20 protein-coding genes and 1 pseudogene are annotated in these 18,052 nt (G+C 71.6%); 6 read left to right on the plus strand and 15 right to left on the minus strand.

Translation table 11 applies throughout. The features are described from left to right. Positions 1-72: 72 nt before the first annotated feature. From EJV46_RS03985 to EJV46_RS04015, 7 genes and pseudogenes are all read right to left on the minus strand, one after another. Positions 73-912 (minus strand): CHAP domain-containing protein, encoded by an 840-nt coding sequence (locus EJV46_RS03985; protein ID WP_131547284.1) that lies wholly within the window; start codon positions 910-912, stop codon positions 73-75. Between the two features lie 372 nt (positions 913-1,284). After that, complete coding sequence (locus EJV46_RS03990; RefSeq protein ID WP_131547286.1) at positions 1,285-1,635, minus strand: RidA family protein; 351 nt, start codon at positions 1,633-1,635, stop codon at positions 1,285-1,287. Between the two features lie 42 nt (positions 1,636-1,677). Continuing rightward, a complete protein-coding gene (locus EJV46_RS03995; RefSeq protein WP_131547288.1) occupies positions 1,678-2,670 on the minus strand; it encodes a Gfo/Idh/MocA family protein in 993 nt (330 codons plus the stop codon). Positions 2,671-2,742: 72 nt separating this feature from the next. Then, positions 2,743-4,068, minus strand: coding sequence for an MFS transporter (locus EJV46_RS04000; RefSeq protein ID WP_370323070.1), 1,326 nt, complete (start codon positions 4,066-4,068; stop codon positions 2,743-2,745). Then, positions 3,980-4,369: a hypothetical protein gene (locus EJV46_RS04005; protein WP_131547290.1), complete on the minus strand. Its 390-nt coding sequence runs from the start codon at positions 4,367-4,369 to the stop codon at positions 3,980-3,982. Before EJV46_RS04005 ends, EJV46_RS04000 begins: the two co-directional genes overlap by 89 nt. Positions 4,370-4,382: 13 nt before the next feature. Beyond that, a complete protein-coding gene (locus EJV46_RS04010) occupies positions 4,383-4,862 on the minus strand; it encodes a hypothetical protein (RefSeq protein ID WP_240782389.1) in 480 nt (159 codons plus the stop codon). A gap of 35 nt (positions 4,863-4,897) precedes the next feature. Then, positions 4,898-5,086: pseudogene (locus tag EJV46_RS04015) on the minus strand (SulP family inorganic anion transporter); the annotation flags it as partial. A gap of 222 nt (positions 5,087-5,308) precedes the next feature. On the opposite strand from EJV46_RS04015, the gene bla reads away from it, so the two are divergent. After that, on the plus strand, positions 5,309-6,154 hold the full coding sequence (gene bla, locus EJV46_RS04020; protein ID WP_131547292.1) for a class A beta-lactamase: 846 nt from the start codon (positions 5,309-5,311) through the stop codon (positions 6,152-6,154). A 28-nt stretch (positions 6,155-6,182) separates the two neighbouring features. Here bla and EJV46_RS04025 read toward each other — a convergent pair whose 3' ends face one another. The 4 genes from EJV46_RS04025 to EJV46_RS22675 all read right to left on the minus strand — a co-directional run bounded on the left by EJV46_RS04025 (position 6,183) and on the right by EJV46_RS22675 (position 8,032). After that, positions 6,183-6,716 carry an SRPBCC family protein gene (locus tag EJV46_RS04025; protein ID WP_131547293.1) on the minus strand — a complete coding sequence of 178 codons (534 nt, stop codon included), beginning with the start codon at positions 6,714-6,716 and terminating at the stop codon, positions 6,183-6,185. Beyond that, positions 6,713-7,054, minus strand: coding sequence for a metalloregulator ArsR/SmtB family transcription factor (locus EJV46_RS04030; RefSeq protein ID WP_240782390.1), 342 nt, complete (start codon positions 7,052-7,054; stop codon positions 6,713-6,715). The genes EJV46_RS04025 and EJV46_RS04030 overlap by 4 nt, the downstream gene beginning before the upstream one ends. 83 nt (positions 7,055-7,137) lie before the next feature. Then, the gene (locus EJV46_RS04035) at positions 7,138-7,740 is read right to left on the minus strand and encodes a D-Ala-D-Ala carboxypeptidase family metallohydrolase (RefSeq protein WP_165585328.1); all 603 of its coding nucleotides are present in this window, start codon (positions 7,738-7,740) and stop codon (positions 7,138-7,140) included. 151 nt (positions 7,741-7,891) lie between these two features. Next, the gene (locus EJV46_RS22675) at positions 7,892-8,032 is read right to left on the minus strand and encodes a DUF2000 domain-containing protein (protein ID WP_165585329.1); all 141 of its coding nucleotides are present in this window, start codon (positions 8,030-8,032) and stop codon (positions 7,892-7,894) included. Between the two features lie 65 nt (positions 8,033-8,097). Between EJV46_RS22675 and EJV46_RS04040 the strand changes: the two genes are divergently transcribed. Both EJV46_RS04040 and EJV46_RS04045 read left to right on the plus strand, forming a co-directional pair. Next, positions 8,098-9,381 (plus strand): amidase, encoded by a 1,284-nt coding sequence (locus EJV46_RS04040; RefSeq protein ID WP_131547297.1) that lies wholly within the window; start codon positions 8,098-8,100, stop codon positions 9,379-9,381. Next, positions 9,374-10,603, plus strand: a complete 1,230-nt coding sequence (locus EJV46_RS04045; protein WP_131547299.1) for a flavin-dependent oxidoreductase — start codon at positions 9,374-9,376, stop codon at positions 10,601-10,603. The genes EJV46_RS04040 and EJV46_RS04045 overlap by 8 nt, the downstream gene beginning before the upstream one ends. On the opposite strand, the gene EJV46_RS04050 is transcribed toward EJV46_RS04045, so the two are convergent. The 3 genes from EJV46_RS04050 to EJV46_RS04060 all read right to left on the minus strand — a co-directional run bounded on the left by EJV46_RS04050 (position 10,572) and on the right by EJV46_RS04060 (position 14,013). Next, entirely contained in the window at positions 10,572-12,026 is a 1,455-nt protein-coding gene (locus EJV46_RS04050; RefSeq protein ID WP_131547301.1) for a UdgX family uracil-DNA binding protein, read from the minus strand. The genes EJV46_RS04045 and EJV46_RS04050 overlap by 32 nt on opposite strands. Next, on the minus strand, positions 12,026-13,258 hold the full coding sequence (locus EJV46_RS04055; protein WP_131547302.1) for a putative DNA modification/repair radical SAM protein: 1,233 nt from the start codon (positions 13,256-13,258) through the stop codon (positions 12,026-12,028). The genes EJV46_RS04050 and EJV46_RS04055 overlap by 1 nt, the downstream gene beginning before the upstream one ends. Before the next feature lie 68 nt (positions 13,259-13,326). Then, on the minus strand, positions 13,327-14,013 hold the full coding sequence (locus EJV46_RS04060) for a hypothetical protein (protein ID WP_131547304.1): 687 nt from the start codon (positions 14,011-14,013) through the stop codon (positions 13,327-13,329). A gap of 129 nt (positions 14,014-14,142) precedes the next feature. On the opposite strand from EJV46_RS04060, the gene EJV46_RS04065 reads away from it, so the two are divergent. Beyond that, positions 14,143-14,811, plus strand: a complete 669-nt coding sequence (locus EJV46_RS04065) for a glutathione S-transferase family protein (RefSeq protein ID WP_131547305.1) — start codon at positions 14,143-14,145, stop codon at positions 14,809-14,811. A 121-nt stretch (positions 14,812-14,932) separates the two neighbouring features. Continuing rightward, the gene (locus EJV46_RS04070; protein WP_165585330.1) at positions 14,933-15,892 is read left to right on the plus strand and encodes a lysylphosphatidylglycerol synthase domain-containing protein; all 960 of its coding nucleotides are present in this window, start codon (positions 14,933-14,935) and stop codon (positions 15,890-15,892) included. On the opposite strand, the gene EJV46_RS04075 is transcribed toward EJV46_RS04070, so the two are convergent. After that, complete coding sequence (locus EJV46_RS04075; RefSeq protein ID WP_131547309.1) at positions 15,883-17,535, minus strand: NAD(P)/FAD-dependent oxidoreductase; 1,653 nt, start codon at positions 17,533-17,535, stop codon at positions 15,883-15,885. The two genes, EJV46_RS04070 and EJV46_RS04075, sit on opposite strands and share 10 nt — an antisense overlap. A 96-nt stretch (positions 17,536-17,631) precedes the next feature. Between EJV46_RS04075 and EJV46_RS04080 the strand changes: the two genes are divergently transcribed. After that, on the plus strand, positions 17,632-17,997 hold the full coding sequence (locus EJV46_RS04080; protein ID WP_131547310.1) for a DUF6481 family protein: 366 nt from the start codon (positions 17,632-17,634) through the stop codon (positions 17,995-17,997). Positions 17,998-18,052: the final 55 nt, after the last annotated feature.

Consider the following 18,052-nt stretch of genomic DNA (forward strand, 5'->3'; position numbering starts at 1 on the left):
AAAACGCGGCCGTCAAGGACGGCCGCGTCGAAAAATCTGACAGTCCGCCGCAACCGGGGCGGCGGGCCAGGGTTATCGGGTGGTGGGCGCCGAGGCCAGGCGGACGGGCTGGCCGGTGCGGGCGGAGACGGCATTGGCCTGCGTGCGGCGGGCGGTGCGGCTCTCGGACGGACGGGACTGGGCCCGGGCCTGGCGGGGCTGGGTCGCACGCGCGGCGGAGCGCGTGGAACTGCGGCGTGCCGGGCGTTCGCCCGCTTCGGTGCGCGTCGTGTAGGAAACCGGGCGGATCATGTCGTCGACGCCCGCGACATAGCTGTTGGCCGGGCGGTTGTGGATGAAGCCGTCGGTCGGGTACTCGCGGCCGAAGTTCTCGGAGGTCCAGCCCACCTGCACGCGCACGCGCGTCCAGGAATTGTCGGGGGACACATCCATCACGCGGACGTTGCGCATGACCGTGCCGCGCCGGATGCCCGGACCACCCCAATTGGCATGGTCGATCTCGATCATGCGCGGCTGCATGACGCGCGACACCACGGCCACGTGGCCGGAGCGCATGCCGCCCGAGCCCTGGAAGGAGAGGACGGACCCGATCTGCGGGCGCTGGCCACGGGCATAGCGGCCCGCGGAATTCTCCCACCAGTCGCGGCCGTTGCCGGAGATCGCCATTCCGGTGACGGAGCGGGCATAGGGAACGCAGGAGATGCCGCCGCCGCCGCTCGCCTGGCTGGCGCGCGCGCCACGGCCGGCTCGAGAAGCGCGGTTGCTGAGGGCGGGGGCGGTGGTCCGGGCGTTGCGGGGCTGCTGCGAGCGGGCTTCGGAACGTGCGTCGCCGCGGGCGGCTTCGGCTTGCTGCGCGAAGGGCGCGGCGCAGAGCAGAAGCCCCATGGCGATCGTGGCGATCCGAAGTCGCATGCGGTACTCTCCTAGTGCGGCAGGCCTCAAAAAAATCCCTCGAGGCGTGCAACCGGGGTATCGGCGGTGTGCCCTCGCCGCAACCCGCAAAACGACACATCGCGAAACCCGCCGTGATTTGTCGATCCGCGGTCCCTCCTACGGCTGAAATCAGGAGGATGATCCTAGTTTCGGTACCTACCAGGGGTTGTGCCACAGTGTTGCGGCAGATTAGCCACAGCACGTCCTACGTAGTTTCCCGAGACCGATGCAGTCGCGAAGCGCGATTCCGCAATGCTCCTCCAGGAGCAGGCGCATGAAAAAGGCGCCGGGCAGTGCTGCCCGGCGCCTTCAGCGGTTCCCCGTCCCGGATTACTGCTCCGGGTCGGCCGATTACTTGCAGGCGGTGACCATGATCTCGACCAGGTGGCGAGGGTCGGCCATGTTCGCCTGCACGCAGGCGCGAGCCGGACGGCCGACCTCGCCGAGCCACTCGACGTAGACCTTGTTCATGGCGTCGCGGTCGCGAATGTCCTTCAGCCAGATCTGCGCCTGGAGAAGGCGCGTGTTGTCCGTGCCGTTGGCCTCCAGCAGCGCGTTGATCTTGGCGACGACCTGCTTCGTCTGGCCGGTGATGTCCTGGCTCAGGTCGTCGGCGGTGATGCCCGCGCAATAGACGAAGTTGTGGTACTCGACCGCGCTGCTGAGGATCTGGTTGCTGCCGGTGCGGTTGATCTTGCTCATCTCTCGGGCTCTCCTGCCGTGGACGGGTTCCGATGTAGCGGCTCAGGCGGGGACCGCATAGGCACTGCCCGAGGCGGCGGCGCCGATCATGGTCTCGAAGACGGCCACGCCATGGACCGCCTCGTCCAGCGGCAGCGGGTAGGCCGGCCCGCCCGCCACGGCCGCGGCGAAGGCCTCCAGCTCGGCGCGCTCGATATCGACGGGCGCGAAGTCGCGGGTCCACTCCTCGCCGCCCTCGCGGGCCCGGAAGAAGAGCTGCTCATGCCCGCGCAGCTCCACCAGCCCGTCCGAGCCGAAGAGGGCGCAGCGCCAGTAGCGCGTCGCGGCGCCCAGGGTGGCGAAGGTGCAGGTGGCGCCGTTCTCGAGCGTGGCCAGCATCGCCGTCGTGTCGTCGATGGTGTCGAGCACCACCGCCTTGCTCAGCACCCGCACGTCGCGGAAGCGGCCGGCCAGCGAGATGATCAGGTCGATCATGTGGATGCCCATGCCGCCCATGCCGCCGAGCGGGCTTTCCGCACGGTCGGCGCGCCAGGCGCCGGGCTGATAGGTGAAGCCGCCGGGGCCGCTGAACTGGCCCTCGACATGCAGCAGCGTGCCCAGCTTGCCGGAGGCGAGGATCGACTTCATCTCGGCCACGGCCGGCAGGAAGCGCCGGTTGTGGCCGAGCGCCATCACCACCCCGGCCTTCCGGCAGGCCGCGACCGCGGCGGCGGCGCTGGCCTGGCTGAGCGTGAAGGGCTTCTCGACGAAGACGTGCTTGCCCGCGGCGGCGGCGGCAATCACCTGCTCGGCATGCTGGGCATGCGGCGTGGCCAGTACGATGGCGCCGATGGACCGGTCGGCCAGGATCGGCGCCAGGCTGTCATGCAGCACGATTCCCTTCTCGGCCGCGTAGCCGGCGGCCTTGGCCGGCGTGCCCGTGCAGCCCGCGACGAAGCGGATGCCGGCCCCGTGGTTATCCCCCCTTTGGCCCTGCACGCTGTCGACCAGCGTGCGTCCCCAGCGGCCCATACCGATGATGGCGGCGTCGAGCATCGCAACTCTCCTGAAGGTCGTTGGCGCGCGTGTTGCAGACTTTCGGCGAGCAGCCCCAAGTCGTCACGCGCGCTAGGTCGGATTCTCCAGATGTCTGGCCCAGGCGCGCATCCGTGTCACGCCCCAGGCCGCGACCAGCAAGGCGAGGCCCGCGAAGATCAGCGTCGGCGCCCGCATGCCGAAGACCTCGCCGGTCGAGCCCAGCACCACGGCGCCGAGCGCGGGGCAGGCGCGGGTGATCAGGCCCCAAAGCGCCAGCGTCCGCCCCCGCATGCGCGTGAGCGAGGCCGACTGCGCCAGGGTCTGCGCCGAGATGCCGTGGGCCGAGGCGCAGGCGCCGTAGAGCACGCCGCAGACGACCGCCATGGCGAACGAGCCCGTGGCCACGAAGCCCATCACCACGACGGACTGGATCAGCACCGCGACCACCGTCACGCGCGTCGTGCCCTGCAGCCGGCCGCGCGCCGCGACCGACAGCCCGCCGATCAGCGCCCCCACGCCGATCGCGGCCGTGAGGAAGGCGAGGCCGCCCGCCCCCTGGTGGAACAGCCGCTCGACGAAGGGCGGCAGCACCTCCTGGACGCCGCGCAACAGGATGGCGCTGACGCCCGCGAAGGCGAGCACGGGACCGATGCCGGGATGGGAGGCGACGTAGCGGATGCCCTCGCGCATCTCCGACAGCAGCGAGCCCTCGGGAGCATGGCCGCGCAGATGCAGCGGGTTCACCCGGATCATGACGAGGGTGAGCGAGGCGATCGAATAGGCCAGGGCGTTGCAGAGCATGGCGGGCACCACCCCCCAGGCCGCCACCATCGGGCCCGCCACGGCCGGCCCCAGGAAGCGCGCCACGTTGAAGCAGAGCGAATTGCAGGCGACGGCCGCCGGCAGGTCGGCCGCCGGGACCAGGCCGGGCATCAGCGCCTGCCGCGCGGGCTGCGCGAAGCTCTGCGCGATGCCCGAGCCCAGTTCGAAGAGGATGAGCAGGGCGATGGACATATGGCCGAAGCCGGTCAGCAGGGCGGTGCACAGTGCGGCTGCCGCCACCGCGACCTGCGCGATCATGGTGAGCTTCACCCGATCCATCCGGTCGGCCATGGCACCGGCGATGGGGCTGAAGATGACGGCCGGCGCCAGGTCCGCGAAGGCGACGACGCCCACCCAGAAGGCCGAGCCCGTCAGCTCCCAGGCCAGCCACATCACCGCGATGCGGTGCATCCAGAGGCCGGTCCAGGAGGTCAGGCTCGCGGTGAAGAAGATCCGGGCGTCGCGGTGGGACAGGGCGCGCGTGAGCGCGCCGAAGGGCCTCAGGTCAGGACCTCGGGCGGCGGGCGGGCGGCGGGGGAGCGGAGCTGTCGGGCGCGGGCGCGGCGGCCGGGCGCGGCATGCCCTGCTGCGTATTGGCGCGGATGCAGTCGTCGACCTCGCGGCTGAACTGGAACTGGCGGCCCAGGCGGTCGGTCTGCATGGCCTGGCTGGCGAAGACGGTCTCGGAGCCGAGGCGGCTGTCGCGCTCGTCCTCGCGCATCAGCTGGCCGCGGTCCTGCCGCTCGATGCGCCGGGCGGTCTGGTCCCGGCAGGCCTGGGCGACCTGCGGGTTGGTTCGCACGGCGTCGCCCGGCCGGGCGGGCGGGATGAGGGGGGTGTTGCTGCAGGCGGCCAGCAGGAGGACCGGCAGGAGGAGGGCGGCGGCGCGCGGCATGGATCGGCTTTCGTCAGGCGGGCGGGTCGGCCCTGGGAAGTGTGCGCGACAGCATGGCACGCATCGGCGCATCCTCGAAGCGGCCCGTGGCGTCCAGCGGCGCACGGGCGGCGGCGGCGAGCAAAGCCGGGTGGAATTCCGCGCCCTCCGCGCCGATCGTGAACATACCGCGCGTCCATGCGGCGCGGCCGAGCAGCTCCACCAGCGCCAGGAGGCGGAGGCAGAGGGCGACGCCCGAAGGCGAATCGAGACCGGAATGACGGGACATGGCCTCGGCCCAGCTCGCGGCGTCGGCGTCGGTCAGCACGATCTCCACGCCGCCGGGGAAGGCGAGCAGGCGGGCCGGGCCCCAGAGCCCGGCCTCGGCGGCCGCGCGCGCGACCTCCCAGGCGATCTCCAGCGCATTCGGCGAGACGGCGGGCAAAGCTGCGGCGGCGATGCCGATCTCGTGGCGGAGGGCGCCCGAGGGCAGTTCTGTGGTGGTGACGGTCACGGCCCGGATGTTGCGTCGCGGCGGGCGGATTTACAGGGCTTCCGCCCTACGATGGCCGTGATCACCGCGATCGAGCAGGCGTAGAGGCCGAACTTCGGGTCCACCCCGGCGATCATCGAAAAGGCGATGGCCTCGGGGATCAGCGCCAGGGCGACGACGGTGCCGGCCAGGAGGTCGCGGGTGACGTTCGGCGCCCATTCGGCCCGCAGGCGGGAGAGGGACATGGGGAGCTTTCGGGAACGGCCGTCAGCGGCATGGATGGCGGCGAGGCGGGTCAGGGCGGCGCGGCCCTGACGGACGCGGGCGGGATCCTGCGGTCGGTGCCCCTCAGGGTGGCGTGGGGCGATGGCTTTCACGATCGCCCGGCAAGCCTGGCAGGGCGATGCTGCGGCGCACCTCGCCCGGGACCGGGCGCGGGTGTAGAGGCCCGGGGAGAGGAGAATGCCATGTCCCATTCCTTGTCCCGTCGCGGCCTGGCCGCGGCCGGGGTGCTCGCCGCCACGCCCGCGCTCGCGGCCGAGGCTCCGCTCGCCGCGCTGGAGCGGCGGGAGGGCGGGCGGCTCCACGTCTTCGCGCTCGACACAGGGTCCGGCCGCAGCCTGGCGCACCGGGCGGACGGGCGCGTGCTGATGTGCAGCACCTTCAAGGCGCTGCTGGGCGCCGCCGTGCTCGCCCGGGTGGATGCCGGGCAGGAATCGCTGGACCGGCGCGTCGCGATCCGCGGGGAGGACCTGCTGGCCTACGCGCCGGTCGCGCGGGCGCATGCCGGCGCGGGCCGCGCCTCCGTCGCGGTGCTGGCCGAGGGCATGGTCGGTCTCAGCGACAACACGGCCGCCAACCTGCTGCTGCCCGGGGTCGGCGGGCCGGCCGGGCTGACGCGCTGGCTGCGCGGGATCGGCGATCCGCTGACCCGGCTGGACCGCGACGAGCCCGGGCTGAACCGCCCCTCGGGCGAGATGGACACGAGCACGCCCCGGCAGATGGCGATGACGCTGCGGCGCATCCTGCTGGGCGAGGTGCTGGCCCCGGCCTCGCGGGAGCGGCTGGAGGGCTGGATGGCCGCCAGCCCGACCGGGCGTGCGCGGCTTCGCGCCGGCTTCCCGCCGGGCTGGCCGGTCGCCGACAAGACCGGGACCGGCGAGAGCTGGGCCAATGTGATCGCGCTGGTCCGGCCGCCGGGGCGGGCGCCGGCGGTGGTGGCGTCGTTCTACGATCTGGCGAATGCCGCCGGCGCGAAGCGCGACAGCGTGCATCGCGAGGTGGGGCGGATCGTCGGCGAGTGGCTTGGGTAGAGGCGGGGCTTCGCGCGATCCTTAATTCTCAGCCCGGCAGCCGCCGGGCGTATTCCTCGCGCAGCCGCACCCAAGCGTCCCAGAAGGGCGCCGGCTCCGCGCCGCTGACGCGGGCGACCAGGACGTCGAGATGCGCGTGCCAGCCGGCGCCGACCATCAGCAGGGTCTCGCGGTCCGGCAGGCGGCGGTGGGTGATGGAGAGCAGAACCTTCGGGCCTCGGGCCTCCAGCTCGAAGGTCACGCCGCCGCTGCGGCCCCAGGTGATCGAAAGGCGGCGGGGCGGCTCGAACTCGACGATCTCGCAGGTCATGCCGTGCTCCGCGGAATGGCCTTCCGGGCGCCGGCTGGGCGGGTCGTTGAGCTCGTCGTTGCGCCAGGTGAACTCGACGCTGGCGCCGGGCGTCGCGCCCATCTCGCCTGCCGCCAGCCATTTCCGCCGCAGCTCGCTCTCCGTGAGATGGGCCCAGATGCGCTCGACGGGCCCGGGCAGGAGGCGCTGGATCGTCAGCGTCATGGGCTCCGTCAGCCGGCCATAGGAATCCGGGGTCGCGAACTCGTTCATGAATCGTCTCCTTCGGGGGGGTGGGGCTTTGCGGCGTCCTCCTCGCGGAGGAGCCGGTCGAGAACGTCGAGGCGGCTGGTCCAGAAGCGCTCGTAGAAGCCCAGCCATTCGCTGGCGGTGGCGAGCGGGCCGGGCTCGAGGCGGCAGAGGTGGGTACGGCCTTGGATCTCGCGGCGGACCAGGCCGGCCTGCTCCAGCACCTTGATGTGCTTGGAGGCAGCGGCGAGCGAGATGGAGAAGGGCTTCGCCAGCTCGCCGACCCTGCGCTCGCCGGCCGCGAGGTCGCGGAGCATCCGGCGACGCGTGGCGTCGCCGAGGGCGTGGAAGGTGGCGTTCAACCGCAGGGGCTCTGATTCAACCATTTGGTTGAATTAAGATGCGTCGCCGGAAATGTCAACCATTTGGTTGAATGATGGGGCGGTCAGTCGTCTTCGTCCGTCTCGCTGCCCAGCTTCTCGCCCCGGGTGTCGAAGTGGACGAAATTGCTCTTGGCATAGGACTTCCACCAGCCCTTGAACTGGAAGGCGCAGGCGGGGAGCAGCCCCCAGGCCGTGAAGCCGCCCAGCGAATAGACCTGGGGCATCACGCCGATCCGGATCACCGCCCCGGAGGGCAGGTTGGCGTTCTTCCGGGCGAAGCCGACCGGAGAGGTGAACCACTTGCTCTTGTTCCAGGACTGCAGGGTCTTCACCAGGTCGTCCTTCTTGACGCCCTCCATCCGGAAATCGAAGGCGGAATAGGCCTGGTGGTAGCTGAGCTTCGCGCGGCCGGGGTTGTTGGACGCCTCCGGGTCGTTATAGGCCTCCGAGCGGTATCCGCTGATGAGCTGGACGCTGCCGCCATGCTTCTCGCGCAGCGCGTCCAGCACGATGATGGTGGGCACCATGTTGCACCACAGCTCTTCGGGCGGCGGGTGGTTGCGCTTGCGGTACTGCCCGACCAGCAGCTCGCCGGACGTGAAATGCTTCAGTTCGAGAGCCGCCACGAACCGGTCGAACCGCCCTCTGTCGAAATTGAAAGCCATGTCCTGCCTCCCTGGGCCTTGTTGGGGGGCAGACCGACGGCGCCTTGAATGGCGGCGGCGACATGCGCCCGTCAGGCATTGGTAAGGTCCTGCGGTCGCGGTGCGATCCCGCCGGGCGGGCGGCCGTGTCGCATCGGTCGCGCTCGCCCACCTATGGGTGCAGCGAGGGGCCCTTCGTCGCCTTGTCGACATCCTTTCGCGGCCCGCGCAGCGCCAGCCGGAAGCGGGCGCGGAGGGCCTCCACGCCGGTGGCGGCGTCATGCGTCAGGTCGAGGCGGTATGGCGGCGGCACGGACCTCCATACCGCGTGCTTCGGGCCGGTTCCAACATGCCGCGTTCCGCCCTAGCCTCCGCGCCATGCCCGATCCCTCGACCCTCTCCGCCTCCGAAGCCGCCGCCCAGATCGCCGCCGGCACGCTCAGCGCCAGCGCCCTCGCCGAGGCCATGCTCGCCCGCATCGCCAAGCGGGAGAAGGTGCTGCAAGCCTTCGCCTGGCTGAAGCCCGCGCAGATCCGCAAGCAGGCCGCCGATGTGGACGCGGCGCTCAAGGCGGGCCGGAAGCTGCCGCTGGCCGGGCTCTTCCTCGGCGTGAAGGACGTGCTGGACACCTGTGACCATCCCTCGCAATACGGCTCGCCCATCTGGGCCGGCCACAAGCCGAGGAACGACGCGGCCAGCGTCGCGCTGGCGCGGCGCGCGGGCGCCGTCATCTCCAAGACCGTGACGACCGAATTCGCCACGCGCCATCCGGGGCCGACCACCAATCCGCACAATCCGGCGCATTCGCCGGGCGGCTCCTCCTCGGGCTCGGCGGCGGGCGTGGGGGCGGGGCTGCTGCACCTGGCCTATGGCACTCAGACCGGCGGCTCCATCGTCCGGCCCGCGGCCTATTGCGGCATCGTGGGCTTCAAGCCGAGCTGGGGCACCTTCCACCGCGCCGGCATGAAGGTGATGAGCGAGAGCCTGGACACGATCGGCCTCATGGCCGGCAGCCTGGCCGACATCGCCTTCGCCATGACGGCGCTGACCGGCGTGGACCACGCGCTGCCGCAACCCGGCAAGGCGCCGCGTCTCGCGCTCGTGATGGGGCCTTCCGCGAAGCTCGCCGCGCCCGAGACGCTGGAGCTGATGGACAAGGTCGCCTACGCCGCCCGGGCCAAGGGCGCGACCGTGACGCCGCTCGAGCTCGGCGCGCCCTTCGCCACGGCCTATGAGCTGCACCCGCATGTGATGAACATGGAGAGCGCCGAGGCCATGGGCTGGGAGCTCGACCATGCGCGCGAGGGCCTCAGCGCGGTGCTGCGCGAGCGGCTGGACTGGGCGATGGGCGAGCCGCGCGCGAAGCTCGCCGAGGGGCGCGCGGCCTTCCAGGCGGCGCAGGACGGCTTCGCTGCCGCGATCTCCGGCTACGATGCGGTGCTGACGCCCTCGGCGCCGGGCGAGGCGCCGGAGGGCCTCGCCTCCACGGGGGATGCCGCCTTCAACTCGCTCTGGACGCTGCTGCATGTGCCGGCCGTGACCATTCCCGCCGGAAAGGGGCCGAAGGGCCTGCCGCTCGGCGCGCAGATCGTGACGCCGCGCGGCCAGGACGCGGCGGCGCTGATGTGGGCGGAATGGCTGCGCGGCGCCCTGCATGGCTAGGATCCTCGTCGCCGGCGGCGGCATCGGCGGGCTGACCGCCGCGCTGTCGCTGCACGCCGCCGGCTTCGAGCCCGTGGTCTTCGAGGCCGTGCCGGAGCTGCGGCCGCTCGGCGTCGGCATCAACCTGCTGCCGCATGCGGTGCGCGAGCTGACCGAGCTGGGCCTGGGCGAGGCCCTGGCCGGGATCGGCGTCGCCACGCGCGAGCTGCGCTATGTCAGCGCGCATGGGCAGGAGATCTGGCGCGAGGATCGCGGGCTGGCCGCCGGCTATCGCTGGCCGCAATACAGCCTGCATCGCGGGGCCCTGCAGATGCTGCTGGCCGAGACCTGCCGGCAGCGCGGTATCGCCGTCCATGCCGGACACCGCCTGCTGCGCTTCGGGCAGGATTCGGAGGGCGTCACGGCGCATTTCGCGAATGCGAGCTCCGCGAAGGGCGATGCGCTGATCGGGGCGGACGGCATCCATTCCGCGGTGCGCGCGCATTTCGCGCCGGGCGAGGGGCCACCCTCCTGGCAAGGCGCGCTGCTCTGGCGCGCGACGACGGTGGCCGCGCCCTTCCTGACCGGCGCGACCATGGTGCAGGCCGGGCATCATTCGCAGAAGTTCGTCTGCTACCCGATCCGGCACCTGCCGGACGGGCGCGTGCTGACCAACTGGATCGCCGAGATGAAGGTCGATCCCGCGCAGGGCTTCGACCGCGAGGACTGGAACCGCGAGGCCGACCGCGACCGCTTCCTGCCCGCCTATGAATCCTGGGACTGGGGCTGGCTCGACGTGCCCGGACTGATCCGCGGCGCCGAGCGCGTGCTGGAATATCCGATGGTGGACCGCGACCCGCTGGAGCGCTGGACGGAGGGCCGCGTCACGCTGCTGGGCGATGCGGCGCATCCGATGTACCCGATCGGCTCCAATGGCGCGTCGCAGGCGATCCTGGACGCACGGCAGCTCGCCTTGCATCTCGCGCGCGAGGGCATTCCCGAGGGGCTGCTGGCCTACGAGGCGGCGCGGCGCCCGCCCACGGCGAAGCTCACGCTGGCCAATCGCGCGCTGGGGCCGGACCTCATCCTGGAGGAGGTGTACCGCCGCGCGCCGGAGGGCTTCACCGACCTGCATGCGGTGATCAGCCGGCAGGAGCTGGAGGAGGTCTCGGCCAACTACAAGAAGCTGGCGGGCTTCGACCCGGCGCTGCTCAACGAGCGGGAGAGCTGGTCGGTGAACTGAGCCAGTCGCGCGCGGCCTCCAGATCCTCGCGGAAGCGGATCGCCTCCCGGCCCCGGGCCCGTGCGTCGGGCAGGCGCAGCAGATAGGAGGGGTGGACCGTCACGATCATCGCGCGGCCAGCGTCCAGCGCATGCAGCCGCCCACGGAGGTCCGCCAGCTTCGGCACCTTTCCCGTCAGCGCCGAAACGGCGGTGCGGCCCATCGCCACCACCAGCTTGGGCCGGATCAGCGCCATCTCGCGATCCAGCCACCAGCGGCATTGCTCCACCTCGCCGCTGCTCGGCGACTGGTGGATGCGGCGCTTGCCGCGCAGCTCGTATTTGAAGTGCTTCACGGCATTGGTGACGTAGGCCGCCGAGCGGTCGAGGCCGGCCTGGCGCATCGTGTCGTCCAAGATCCGGCCGGCCGGGCCGACGAAGGGGCGGCCCTCCAAATCCTCCTCGTCGCCGGGCTGCTCGCCCAGGAACATGAGGGACGCGTGCTCGGGCCCCTCGCCGAAGACGGTCTGCGTCGCCTGGCAATGCAGCGGGCATCGCGTGCAGCCCCGCGCCTCCGCGCGCAGGCCGGCGAGACCTTCCATGGGCGGCAGCGGCTCGGCCGGCGCGCGCGCCTGGATCCGGTCATGGAAGGCGGGCGGCCGGCGCGCCGCCTGCTCCGCCATCGCCGCGACCCGCGCCGGCGCCTGGGCGATGAGATCGGGGATCAGCGCCGCCTCGGGCAGGTTGGCCCAGTACTTCTTCGGCATCTCGGCCATCATCGCCTTCACCTTCAGCCGGGCCGGGTTGAAGATGTTGCGGTAATAGGTGAGCCACAGCGCATCCGTGGGGTCGGCAAGGTCGGGCTTCTGCGCGGGCGCCTCGCTGACGCGCAGCGCCCCGTCGGTCAGCGAGGCGGAGCCCTTCGGCGTCAGGATCATCCAGTCCATGTCGGCGAAGCGACGCGCGAAGAAGGGCGCGGTGCGCCCGACGATGTGGTGGTCCGGCTCGAACCAGGCGACGAAGCGCCGGCGCGCGCCCTCGGCGGGGACTTCGCGGAAGCGGAGGAAGGCCGTCATCTTGTGCGCGTCGCGGCGGACCGCCTTCTCCAGCCGCCGCGCGGCCACGACGTCGCGGTCCATCCTGTCGGAGAGCAGCTGCCGGTCGACCTGGAGCCGCGCGATCATCCGGTAGAGCAGTTCGAAGCGCGCCGGATCGGAGTGGCAGATCACCGCCTCCGCCAATTCGAGGAAGGAGGGCGGGACGCGCGGCAGCGGCGTGACCGGAGGCGAGGCGGTCGCGCGCGGCGCCGGCTCCTCCGCGAACAGCCCTTCCTCGCCGAGCCGCCAATCCACCTCGTGCGGCGCGACGCCGCCCAGCAGCAGCATGCGCGCGGCGTCGCGCCATTCGGGGAAGTCGGCCGCGTGGCGGAGGCGGACGGTGCGCATCACAGCAGCGCCATCTGCTCGGGCGCGGGCCGGAACAGGGCGCCCAGATCCAGCCGGTCGATCAGCCGCAGCGGCGTCCAGTCGGCGGTCGCGATGAAGGGCCGCACCTTGCGCAGCGAGACGCGCAGCCGCCCGAGATCCTCCAGCCGGACGCGGCGATGCCGCCGCGCGGCCAGGATCGCCTGCACCACCTTCACGCCGAAGCCCGGCACGCGCAGCAGCATCTCGCGCGGGGCGCGGTTCACGTCCACCGGGAAGCGCTCGCGATGCGCCAGCGCCCAGGCGAGCTTGGGATCGAGGTCGAGGTCCAGCATGCCGTCGGGCCGCGCCGCGGTGATCTCCTCGATGCCGAAGCCGTAGAAGCGGAACAGCCAGTCCGCCTGGTAGAGCCGGTGCTCGCGCATCAGCGGCGGCTTTTGCGGCGGCAGGCGCGAGGAGGCATCGGGGATGGGGCTGAAGCCCGAATAATAGACGCGCCGCAGCCCGTAGCTGCCATAGAGCCGGCCGCTGGTGGAGAGGATGGTCGCATCGCTGGCGGCATCCGCGCCCACGATCACCTGCGTGGACTGGCCGGCGGGGGCGAAGCGCCGCCGCGCCTTGGTGCGCAGCGTCGGCTCGCCCATCTCCTCGATCTTGGTCCGCAGCCCGGCCATGGCGCGCCGGATGCCGGCCGGGCGCTTCTCGGGCGCCAGGCTGGCGAGGCCCGCATCGGTCGGCATCTCGATGTTGATGGAGAGCCGGTCGGCGTAGAGCCCCGCCTCCTCGATCAAGGCGGGCGAGGCCTCGGGGATGGTCTTGAGGTGGATATAGCCGCGGAACCCATGGGTCGTGCGCAGCTCGCGCGCCACGCGGACCATCTGCTCCATCGTGTGGTCGGAGGAGCGGATGATGCCGGAGGAGAGGAACAGCCCCTCGATGTAGTTGCGCCGGTAGAATTCCAGGGTCAGCCAGATCACCTCCTCCGCCGTGAAGCGGGCGCGCGCGACGTTGCTGGAGGAGCGGTTGATGCAATAGGCGCAGTCATAGATGCAGAAATTCGTCAGCAGGATCTTCAGCAGCGAGATGCAGCGCCCGTCCGGCGCATAGGCGTGGCAGATGCCGGAGCCCTCGGTCGAGCCCAGGCCCCCGGAGCGCGCGGAATCGCGCTTCTCCGTGCCGCTCGAGGCGCAGGAGGCGTCGTATTTGGCCGCGTCCGAAAGGATCGCGAGCCGTTCCGTGAGCGTGCGTTGCATGATGCATGTTCACTAAATGTTCTGGACGCGGAATTCAAGCCCTGAGGCTGTTCCGCCGGGCGGTCCCGCTATCCCGTGAACTTCCCCGTCTTCTCGTTGTAGGGAAACACCCCCAGGTTCCGGGTCGCGTAAAAGCCGCGGCAGGCCGCGGCTCCGGCCAGGAACTCGGAATCGCCGTCCCAGAAGCCGGCGAAGGGGTCGTCCTTGTCCACGCCGCGATTGTCCTTGGAGACCCAGTCGTCCTGGCAGCCGTGCTGGATCTTCGTGACCAGCGTGCGGTTCATCCGCTTCAGGATTTCCGTCGCCTGGGTGCCGTAGCCGCCGCGCTTGCCGCCGTTCTGCGCGGTGACGCGGACGCGCTGGAACTCGCCCTGCCACTTCTGCCAGATGCCCATGAGGTCGTAATCCGAGACGTAGAGCGCGGAATCGATAATCGGCTCGCCGTTTCGGAACAGCGGCGCCCCGTTTCCGTCGCGCCGGACCTTGTGGATGGAGACCACCCCGGAATCCCCGGTCTTCTTGTACAGCGCGCCGATCTTGGCCGGCAGCATGCCCTGCCACGCATAGGCGGCGGCCTTGGGGCAGCGCACGACGATGCAGAAGCCGGGCCGGCTCGCCGTGAAGGCGCGGATCGCCGCGACGTCGGCCGGCAGCATGCCGGCCTGCCGCCCCAGCTCGATGTCCCGCTCCGATACGCCGCCGGCCCGCGCCTCATGGTCGCGGGCCAGGGTCATGATCTCCCCGAGTGTGATCATCGCGCGCCACCTCTTCTCTGTGCGCGATGTTTGTGGGAGCGCGCGAGGGAATGGAATATCCGCAACTGTCGCGTGTGTCGCGTCGGCGGCCGGCTTCCGGGAATCGTGGGCGGATGGCATAGGGGGCCCGTGCGAATCCTTTACCACCTGCCGCTTTCGCCGTTCTCACGGAAGGTCCGCCTGGCGCTGGCCGAAAAGCGTATTCCCTTCGAGCTCCGAGTCGAAAAGGTCTGGGAACGAAGGCCGGAATTCGTCGCCATGAATCCGGCCTGCACGGTGCCGGTCCTGGTGGAGGAGAACGGCCTCGTCCTCTGCGAGAGCTACGCCATCTGCGAGTACCTGGACGAGGCCTATCCCGACGTCCCGCTCATCGGCCGCACCCATGCCGAGCGGGCCGAGGTGCGGCGGCTGATCGCCTGGTTCGACAATCACTTCGGCCAGCAGGTCTACCGGAACCTGCTCTGGGAGCGGCACATGAAGCGCCAGCTCGGGCAGGGCAATCCGGACGGCGCGGCGATCCGCGCGGGCTATGCGCATCTCAAGACGCATATGGAGGTGATCGGCTGGCTGGCCGAGCGGCGGAGCTGGCTGGCCGGCGCGCAGCTCAGCCTCGCCGATTTCGCGGCCGCCGCGCACCTCTCCGCGCTGGACTACGCCAACGACGTCGACTGGACGCTGAACACGGCGGCACGGGACTGGTACAGCCGCGTGAAGTCGCGCCCCTCCTTCCGGACCCTGCTGGCCGACCGCGTCACCGGCATGGAGCCGCCGCCGCACTACGCCGACCTGGATTTCTGACCGGGCACAAAGCCCCTATATGGCGCCCATCGACAGCGCCAGGGCCCGTGACATTCCCGACGATCAGCCACTGACGCCGCCCGGGGAGGCGGCCCAAGGGGAGGCACCTGCCGCGCCCCCCGTGCAGCGAGGGCTGCGCAACGGCCTGGTGCTGGGCGGCCTCGCGCTCGTCGGCATCGTGGCGCTGAATGCGCGCGACCTGGCGGGGCTGGGAACGGTGCTGGCGGCCTTTCCGCTGGCGCTGGCGGCCTCGCTGACCTCGCATCTGCCGCAGCTGGTCTTCACGGGCCTTGCCTGGCTGGCCCTGCTGCCGCGGGCGGAACGGCCGGGCTTCGGGCGCATCTTCCTTCTCCGCTGGTATCGCGAGGCCTGCGACTCGCTCGTGCCGGCCGGCGCCGTGGTGGGGCAGGCGGCGGTGACGCGGCTGATGATCCGCGACGGCATGCCGGGGGATCTCGCCGCCGGGACGGCGACGCTGGGCATCACGCTCGAGGCGGTCTCGCAGACGCTCTTCACGCTGATCGGGCTGGCGACCTTCCTGGCCCTGGGCCACGGGACGCAGGCGGGGGGATTCTGGGTGGGGGCTGCGGTCGCCGCCTTCACGGCCTTCGCGCTGGTGGCGCTGCAGCGGCCCTGGGCGCTGGGCCTGCTGCGCCGGGTGCTGGAGCGCCTGGCGCGGCGCTGGCCGCGGCTGCAGCCCGTCTGGCTGGACCGCTTCCAGGCCTCGATCCTGCGCCTGCACGAGGACCGCCGGGCGCTGGCGCTCTCCACCCTCGCGCATCTCGGCTCCTGGATGATGGGCGCGGTCGAGATGTTCCTGCTGCTGCACATCATCGGTTTTCCGGTCACCTTCGCCGAGGCGCTGGTGATCGAGAGCTTCGCGCAGGTGATCCGCAGCGCGGGATTTCTCCTCCCGGGCGCCGCGCTGATCCAGGAAGGCGCGATCGTCGCGGCCGGCGCGCTGATCGGCGTGCCGCCGGCGACCGCGCTCAACGCGGCGCTGATCCGGCGGACGCGGGAGATCCTGGTCGGGCTCAGCGGCCTCGTCGCCTGGCGGCGGGACGAGGCGCGTCAGGCGTAGGGCACGCTGCTCTCGCCCTGCCGGCCACTGCTGCGCACGGGGCCGCCATCGGTCATCGCCAGCGCCACCGCCTCGGCCACGCGGATCCCGTCCACGCCCGCCGAGAGGATCCCGCCCGCATAGCCGGCGCCCTCCCCGGCGGGGAAGAGGCCCTTCACGTTGACGCTCTGGCAATCCTCGCCGCGCTCGATGCGCAGCGGCGAGGAGGTGCGCGTCTCCACCCCGGTCATCACCGCATCGGCCAGGGCGAAGCCTGGCAGGTCCCGGTCGAAGGCCGGCAGGGCCTCGCGGATCGCAGCGACGGCGAAATCCGGCAGGCAGGTCGAGAGGTCGGCGGGCGTCACGCCCGGCCGGTAGGAGGGCGCCACCTCGCCGAGATGCGTCGAGGGCCGGCCCGCCAGGAAGTCGCCCACGCGCTGCGCCGGCGCGGCATAGGTGCCCCCGCCCGCCGCGAAGGCCCGCTCCTCCCAATGGCGCTGGAACGCGATGCCGGCGAGGGGGCCCGCCAGCGGCCCGCCCGGATAGTCCGCGGGCGTGACGCCGACGACGATGCCGGCATTCGCGTTGCGCTCGTTGCGCGAGTACTGGCTCATCCCGTTGGTCACCAGCCGGCCCGGCTCGGAGGCGGCGGCGACCACGGTCCCGCCCGGGCACATGCAGAAGGAATAGACCGAGCGGCCGTTGGCCGCGTGGTGCACCAGCCGGTAGTCGGCCGCGCCGAGCAGCGGATGCCCGGCATGGGGCCCGAATCGCTGCCGGTCGATGAGGGATTGCGGATGCTCGATGCGCACGCCGATGGAGAAGGGCTTGGCCGTCATCGCGATGCCCTGGCCGTGCAGCATGGCGAAGGTGTCGCGCGCCGAATGGCCGATGGCCAGCACCACGTGCCGCGTGGCGATGCGCTCGCCCGTGTGCAGGATCACGCCGGCCAGGCGCCGCGCCGCGTCGATCTCCAGCCCATCCACGCGGCTCCCGAAGCGGTACTCGCCGCCCAGCCCCTCGATGGTCGCGCGCATGGCCTCGACCATCTGCACCAGCCGGAACGTGCCGATATGCGGCTTGCTGACATAGAGGATCTCCTCCGGCGCGCCGGCCTTCACGAACTCCTCCAGCACCTTGCGGCCGAAGTGGAAGGGGTCGCGGATCTGCGAATGCAGCTTGCCGTCCGAGAAGGTGCCCGCGCCGCCCTCGCCGAACTGCACGTTGCTCTCCGGATGCAGGATGCCGCGGCGCCAGAGGTCCCAGGTGTCCTTGGTCCGCTCGCGGACCTGCTTGCCGCGGTCGAGGATGATCGGCCGGAAGCCGGACTGCGCCAGGATCAGCGCGGCGAAGAGCCCGCAGGGGCCGGTGCCGACCACGACCGGGCGCTCTTCCAGCCGCTCCGGCGCCCGGGCGACGTGGCGGTACCGCATGTCCGGCGCGGCCCGGAGCATGGACCCGCCGCGCCCCAGCAGCGCGGCCTCGTCCGCCACCGCCACGTCGAGCGTATAGGACAGCATGATGCGACTGGGGTTCCGCGCGTCGTAGCCGCGGCGCACCACCGTGAAGCCCAGCGCCGGCGCGCCGAGCCGCTCGGCCAGCGCCGCGTGCAGCGCCTCGGGCGGGTGGTCGAGTGGCAGGCGGATTTCATGAAGGCGCAACATCGCCGTTCACTCGTCCCGGGCCATGCTCCGCGTCAAGAGACGCCATGCATTTCCGCCCTCTCCCAACCCGCCAAAAGCTTTGCTAGGAGGCGCCGCATGGCTGCCCGCAAAGACACATTCGACGAACGCCGCACGGACGCCGCTGCCGCGCGCCAGAAGCTCCTCGAGCGATTCAAGGCCCGGCCGCCGGCCGATGCCCCCGAGGTGATCGCCCGGCTCGAGGCCCAGAAGGCCCAGGGCGAGGCCCGCCGCCAGCGCGAGGCCGCCGCGGCCCAGCGCGCCGCGGAGAAGGCCGCCGCCCTCGCCGCCGAGAAGGCCGCCGAGGAGGCCGCGAAGAAGGCCGCCGCCCTGGCCGCCGCGGCCAATGCCGCGCAGGAGGCCCGTCGCCGCACCGCGGCCATGCTCGCGGCCCAGAAGGCCGAGCGCGACGCCCGCATCGCCGAGAAGAAGAAGCGCCGCTAAGGCAGCCGCTTCGTCACGCGGGCATCCCCGCCCGGGACAGCAGGAGCGGGCAGGG

Source organism: Roseococcus sp. SYP-B2431 (assembly GCF_004336745.1).
In the GTDB taxonomy this organism is placed as follows: Bacteria; Pseudomonadota; Alphaproteobacteria; order Acetobacterales; family Acetobacteraceae; genus Roseococcus.